The organism is Streptomyces sp. NPDC051172 (genome assembly GCF_040682555.1).
Taxonomy (GTDB): domain Bacteria; phylum Actinomycetota; class Actinomycetes; order Streptomycetales; family Streptomycetaceae; genus Streptomyces.
Map to the genome: position 1 here is coordinate 20,775 of NZ_JBFBBE010000119.1, position 6,462 is coordinate 27,236.

At 65.8% G+C, this 6,462-nt stretch carries 6 protein-coding genes; 3 read left to right on the forward strand and 3 right to left on the reverse strand.

The features are described from left to right. Nucleotides 1-3: 3 nt before the first annotated feature. Both AB0N07_RS41505 and AB0N07_RS41510 read right to left on the reverse strand, forming a co-directional pair. Nucleotides 4-699 carry a hypothetical protein gene (locus AB0N07_RS41505; RefSeq protein WP_365844459.1) on the reverse strand — a complete coding sequence of 232 codons (696 nt, stop codon included), beginning with the start codon at nt 697-699 and terminating at the stop codon, nt 4-6. A gap of 22 nt (nt 700-721) precedes the next feature. Beyond that, nucleotides 722-1,825, reverse strand: a complete 1,104-nt coding sequence (locus AB0N07_RS41510) for an LLM class flavin-dependent oxidoreductase (RefSeq protein ID WP_365844461.1) — start codon at nt 1,823-1,825, stop codon at nt 722-724. Nucleotides 1,826-2,082: 257 nt separating this feature from the next. Here AB0N07_RS41510 and AB0N07_RS41515 point away from each other — a divergent pair, with 257 nt between their 5' ends. Beyond that, nucleotides 2,083-3,090, forward strand: a complete 1,008-nt coding sequence (locus tag AB0N07_RS41515) for a methyltransferase (protein WP_365844464.1) — start codon at nt 2,083-2,085, stop codon at nt 3,088-3,090. 336 nt (nt 3,091-3,426) lie between these two features. Here the strand turns inward: AB0N07_RS41515 and AB0N07_RS41520 are convergent, their stop codons facing one another. Then, on the reverse strand, nt 3,427-4,644 hold the full coding sequence (locus AB0N07_RS41520) for an IS4 family transposase (RefSeq protein WP_365844466.1): 1,218 nt from the start codon (nt 4,642-4,644) through the stop codon (nt 3,427-3,429). A gap of 145 nt (nt 4,645-4,789) precedes the next feature. Between AB0N07_RS41520 and AB0N07_RS41525 the strand changes: the two genes are divergently transcribed. Beyond that, nucleotides 4,790-5,524, forward strand: a complete 735-nt coding sequence (locus tag AB0N07_RS41525; RefSeq protein WP_365844470.1) for a transposase — start codon at nt 4,790-4,792, stop codon at nt 5,522-5,524. A 107-nt stretch (nt 5,525-5,631) separates the two neighbouring features. Next, nucleotides 5,632-6,411: a response regulator transcription factor gene (locus AB0N07_RS41530; RefSeq protein ID WP_365844468.1), complete on the forward strand. Its 780-nt coding sequence runs from the start codon at nt 5,632-5,634 to the stop codon at nt 6,409-6,411. The last annotated feature ends 51 nt before the right edge of the window (nt 6,412-6,462 follow it).

The following is a 6,462-nucleotide window of genomic DNA, read 5'->3' on the forward strand; positions in this document are numbered from 1 at the left end:
CTCTCAGCCACGGGGTCGGACAGGGCTGCGATGGTGGCGGTAGGTGGGGGCGGCGTCGGTGCCTCGGTCCCCGACCTCGTCGAGGACCGGCTCGATGACCTCGCTCAGATGGTCTGCGAAGTACTTCTCCGAAACCCATTCGGAAAAGATCATGACGCTGGTTCCTTCTACGGAAAGGTGGATGTTGGCGGCTATGCCGCCGGGATAGGAACGCGCTCGGCCTCCGGTCTCCCCTTCCGCTTCCAGGAGGTTGTCGATCCACTTCCGCGCCTCGTCGGCGTCGGGCATCTCGAAGAACGCCACGGGGAAGCAGGTGGGGACGACGTCGGGATCGGTGACGGCACTGCCTCGTACCACCTGCGTCAGCCGGTACGGGGTGGGCCCGGTGACCTCCACGTCGGGACGGATGTCGGGCAGGACCGTGCTGCCGGCGCCTGAGCCGCCGTCGAGCCACGCCCGAAGTGCCGCGTCCGAGGACCACTGTGCGTAGGTCAGAACCGAGCGGCCGTCCGTGCTGGTGTAGCAGGTGACGGAGAGCAGTTCGTCGGGCCGGTCGGCCTTGTTCCAGAAGAAGGTCACGGTCTCGGCCAGAGCCGCCTGGTGCTCAGGTTCCTTGGTGACGAGCACGGTGACGAGTACCGATTCAACATCGGCGCGGTCGAGGACGGGAAGCGGGCCGGGGTCGGTGGACTGGGACATCTTCCACTCCAGATGGGTCGGTTCAGCGAAGCAGGGGGGCCAACTTCTCGCACAGCAGCTCGATGTTGCGGACGACCAGGTCGTCCGGCATGGCGGCGATGCTCGCCCAGAAGATGAGGTGACGAACGGGAAGATCCCGCATGGTCCGGCGGATACGTTCGGCGGCGGCGTCCGGGGTGAGGATTTCGAGCACTCCCCATGGGCCGTCGGGGTTGACTCCCCGGATCAGTTCCTCCGGCCGGATCGGCGGTGGGGGTACGGCCCCGGTGCCCTCCACCGCAGCCGCCCGATAGCTGTTCATCTGATGCGCGAGGTGTGGAGCGACCCGCTGCCAGGCCTCCTCCGGATCGTCCGCCAGCATGATCGGCACAACCTCGGAGACCCTCGCGTCAGCCGTGCTGTGGCCCCCCTCCTGAAGGCCGGCCACGTAGTGCTCGTACACGGATGCAGACGCGTGGAGCAGTCCGATACCCAGGCGGCCCGCCATGCGCGCACCCCGCGGCCCGTAGAAACCGCCCCACAGAGGCACCGGTTCCTGGAGCGGCACCGGGGTGACCTCTCGCTCCGCCCACAGCCGGCGCATCTCCCGGATGGTGTATTCCGTGGTCGTGAAACGCTTGGTGAAGTCTGCTCCGAAGAGACGGTACTCCGGGAGGCGGTATCCCGCGCCGAGCCCCAGTTCCAGCCGACCTCCGCTGATGAGGTCGACCAGGGCGGCTTCCTCTGCCAACTGTGCTGGCTTCCGCAGCGCAGGCAGCACGACGGACGTTCCGATCCGCACGCGACGCGTGCGCGCCGCAGCAGCCGCGGCGAATGTCAAGGGCTGGGGTAGATAGCCGTCCTCGAACGCGTGGTGCTCGGTGAACCAAAGACCGCCGGCACCGAGCCGGTCCGCTTCTTCGCACAGTTCCAGAGATCGAGCGTAATGAGCACCCCATGGTCGTTCCCATTGCGCCGGATTACGCAGATCAAAGAGTATACCTACGTCCATCAATACGCCTCTCCAGCAATGGCAGATCATCCTGAATTCGGACTGAAGTCCGACCCCACACATGAAACACGACCGCCGATTACCGAAATAGTTCGATCGAGGAGGGGGATGGGTGAATACGATGCCGTTGGACATCGCTCACAGTAGGAGGATCCGGCAGCCTCCCTCAAGTAGCGCTTGGACAGATGATGGTGAATTTTGCGTCAAGGGAACTTGCAAACGCAGGGCACGCAGCGACACACACGAAATGGCCACATCCGCATCTGCGAGCGGCACCTGACGTGCAGATTTGTCATAGCTTTAACGCAGCGACATCGAGACACCGTTGAAAGCTGGAGGAAGTCCAGCCATGCTGATCGCGAACAGGGGCACTCCACCGAAGGGAGCCGGGTGTGACCGCCGACCAGTATGCGCTTTCAGCAAATGGATTGCGCGCTTTGTCCGATCTGACCACTCCTATGGCTGTCCGAGTCGCGGCGACACTGCATCTCGCGGACCACTTAACGGAAGGTCGGCAGAACTCGGCCGAACTGGCAAACGTCCTGGGAGTCGACTCGGAGGTGCTGGGCCGGCTGCTTCAACACCTGCAACAAGTGGGGGTTGTCCAGCAAGACGAAGCACAGCGCTTTCACCTCACTTCCACCGGCGAGGCACTTCGCTCAGATCACCCCTCATCGCTACGTAGCTCTCTGGACATCGAGGGTCCGCTCGGGCGTGCGGATCTGTCCCTCATCCACCTGCTGCACAGCGTGCGCACAGGCAAGGCAGCGTTCCCCCTTCTGTACGGCGCCGATTTCTGGGAGGACCTGGCTGCCCACCCAGGCCTGGCCGCGACCTTCAACCATCAGATGGCCACCTACTCCTCCCTCTCCGCCGATGCCCTCGTATCCGCATACGACTGGGGGACGTTCACCCACCTGATAGACGTGGGGGGTGGCAACGGCCGCTCATTGTCGGCCATCCTGGCCGAATATCCCCACCTGCGAGGTACGGTCCTCGACCAGTCCGAGGCGGTCAAGGAGGCTACGGCACGATTCACGGAAAACGGGCTGGCCGACCGAGCCTCCGCAATCGTCGGCGACTTCTTCGACGAACTGCCTGCGGGAGCGGACTCATACCTGCTGTCGACAATCCTCCATGACTGGGACGACACCTCCGCCCGGAAGATTCTGAGGCGATGCGCGCAGGCGGCGGGCCCGGCTGGATCTGTGTTCGTAGCAGAATGGGCCGGCCCCGATGTGGAATCTCGTATCACGGACATGGATCTGCGCATGCTCGCCTACTATGGCGGCCGCGAGCGCGGCGTACCGGAACTCACCGCGCTCGCCAAGTCCATCGGCCTGCGGGTAATTTCAACGCATTCCGCTGGAGCCCTGATAGTCATGCGACTGGCCCGCTGAGAAAGGAGTGCCCCGCCGGCATCGTCCAGGTACGCGCGAAGCGCTTGATATGAAAATCGGGCGGGAGGAAATTTCAGGCGCGCCTCGGCCCTGCCACCCTGAATCACTCGGCGGGGCCCGGCGGGGCCGCAACGTCGCTTCTTAAGCGGCTTGTGAGAGTTGGTCACCTCGTGGGCCTGTGTCGAGGGGCATGAGGTTGATGGTGTAGGTGACGCGGGTGGTGGCGGGCTCGCCGGGTCGCAGGGTTCGGTAGCCGGTGCCGGAGCGTTTGGCGGCGCGTGGGGCGGCACGTCCGGGGCGGGGTCGTAGGCGGCCTGGGCCAGGTCGGCCATCACCTCACGGGTCTTGGCGGCCAGGCGGCGAGGGGGAAAAGCTGCCGCCGACGGTGCGTCGGGCGGCGTCCTGGACCTGTTTGAAGCTGATCTGCGCAGGTGGGAGGCGATTCAAGTGGGCGATGTCGGTGATCAGTTGGCGGGTGGCCTGGTAGACGCAGAGCATGGCCCACAGTTCCTGCTCGACCATGGCGGGGCTGTTGGAGCGCAGGACGGCGGTGCGCCCGCCGCGTTGTTCGATCTTGATATGGCGGTAGATCGTTTCGCTGGTCCATCTCGCCGCGTACAGCTCGGCGAGTTCGGCGGCCGGCGCCTGCCCGGCATCGAGCAGGGTGGTGATCAGGCAGAACAGCTCCGAGGCCGGCGTGCTCGCGCCGTCTTCGCCCGTGGTGGTGCGGGTGACGGTGTACTCGATGACGCGCACGGTCATCGTCTCGCCCCGGCGGCGTCCGCGCAGGACGGACAGGTAGGTGCCGTCCGGCAGCACCTCGAGAACGGGCAGGGTGAAGGAGTCCGAGACGCGCCACAGCAACTGCGCACCGGTATCGGTGGCCCGGCGCCACAAGTCGTAGGCGGGAAAGCCCCGGTCGGCCATCAGCAGCACGCCGGCGTGCAGGTGGTGCAGCATCCGGTGAGCCAGGGTGCGCTCGCCGACGGCGAAGGAGTCGAAGACCGCCCCGACCAGCGCGCGAGTGCCGCACTCGACCAGAGCCAGCAGCCGCACCTGCGGATAGGGAGCGGGGCGCCCACCGTTCGAACTGCGCGTGTAGGCCGCCGCGTTGGCGTCGCTGTCCGGGACATCGAAGACGGTGCCGTCCATCGACAGCAGACGCAGACCCCGCCAGAACACTCCCGGCGTGGCCGGCGCCCCCTGCACCCCCGCCACCTGGCCGAACAGCCAGCGCAACGGGGCGGCCCCGAGCCTCGCGCGCGCCTTGGTGACCGACCCCGAACGCGCCGGACGCGTCCACCGCTCCCCGGCCCGAAAGGGGAAGTCCTCCAGCAACTCCCGCAGCACCGACCCGTAACCATGCCCGGTGAACAGCCACATCGTGAGGGTGAAATGCACCATCAACGTCGACGGCAGAGCCTTGGTGCGCTCCTCGCGCGCCCCGGTCTCCTCCACCGCCTGGTGCACCAGCGCCGGCGTGAAAGTCCGCGACAGCAGCCCCATCCGCACCCGCTCCGGGAACCCCTCCCCGGCTATGTGATCACGTGCCACAAGCCGAGGACCCTACCGCACCAAGATCACTCAACGGAAGCGACGTTGGGCGGGGCCGAGGGTCAGCCAGTCGCAACAGAAATGAGCAGCAAAAAGGGACTACTGCTGGCACATCGGCTTCGTCGACGCGATCGGCGGACAAGGGCTGTTCGGCCAGGTCGAGGGCCGCAACGCCACCTCGGTCGCCGACTGGCTCACCGCCCAGCCCGCATCCTGGCGCGAGCAGGTCCGCTACGTCGCCATCGACCTGTGCGCCACCTTCCGCGCCGCCGTGACCCGCGCCCTGCCCCACGCGGCCGTGGTCGTCGACTGCTTCCACATCGTGCAACTCGCCCAGCGCCACCTCGCCGACCTGCGCCGACGCCTCACCTGGAAGCAACACGGCCGCCGGGCCCGCAAGGGCGACAGCATCTACACCGTCCGCAAACTCCTGCGCCGCAACAAAGAGGACCTCACCGAAGACCAACATGCCCTCCTCAAGACCGAGTTGGGGTACATGGGCACCTACGGCCGACAGATCCACGCGGCCTGGCAGGCCAAGGAACTCCTGCGCGACCTCCTCCACCTGGCCGTCAGCCGCACCCACATCACCCCCGACCACTCCACGATCTCCGCCGCCCGCCACCGCTTCTTCGCCCACGTCGCCGACCACGCCCACCTGCCCGAACTCGTCACCCTCGCCGAGACCGTCGAGCAGTGGTGGCCCGGCATCGAGACCTACCTGACCACCGGCATCACCAACGCCGCCTCCGAAGGCAACAACCGCCTCATCAAGTCCGAAGCGCGCAACGCCTTCGGCTTCAGGAACCGAGGGAACCAGCGTCTACGCTCACGCTGCGCGACCACCCGGCGGAGCAGACGAGAGTCACACCCCCACTAAATTCGAAAACCCCCGTTGTATGACTTTCGCTATGAACTGGACGAGCACGTCAGCATATGGCCCCACACATGCGCAAATCTCAGTGAGTCTTGTTCCGGGAGAGAGAAATGAATTTTTTGGTGGTGCAGATGCACAACGGTTTGACATGCGCCAGCCCGAATGCAGTCGCCATCGCGAGCGGAGCCGAATCAGTCGCCCACTCGGAGGGCGCGCGTCCTCTGTATCTGGATGTGAAACTGCGTAGCCTCGACGAGGTGGAGGCCGGTCGCATGCTCCGGTCCGGCACCGGTGTCACGCTCGTCGCGATCGATTGCCGGGGCACGGAACAGGACCATACGGGAGGCATCGAAGCCGACTTCCCCCCGTACGAGTGCCTCACCGCTACCATTCGTGTACTCCTCACCGAGATCGCAGCCACGACAGGAGACGCGACAACCACGACGCCACCGACCCCGCCCGACGACGTCCTGCAGAGCGGCCCGCTGAGAATCGACCTGAGCACCCGCGAGGTGAGTGTGAGCGGGAAGCACATCAGACTCACCCGCAAGGAGTTCGATCTCCTTCATCACCTCGCCAGCCGCCCAAGGCAAGTGATCCGTCGGGAGCAGATTATGGCGGACATCTGGGGCAATGGGGCGGCACACGCGGTTCCCTCCCGCGCCATGCGTACCATCGACACCCACGTCAACTCGCTGCGCAGCAAGATGGGTTGCCGGACATGGATCGAGACCGTGCGGGGCGTCGGTTTCCGGTTCGTCGGCACAGCGGAAGGCGACCCTGCTCCGGTCGCTTTGAGCCAGCACAATGCCGTGCCCCTGCCGACCTTATCCCCGGAGCCGAGACGTAAACATTCATCCCTGAAGGAACGGGGCCGGTCAAGTGCCTGACCTGTCCGTGTTTTTGGCGGTTCCCGGCTGCTTTTGGGCAGCGCCCGGCGA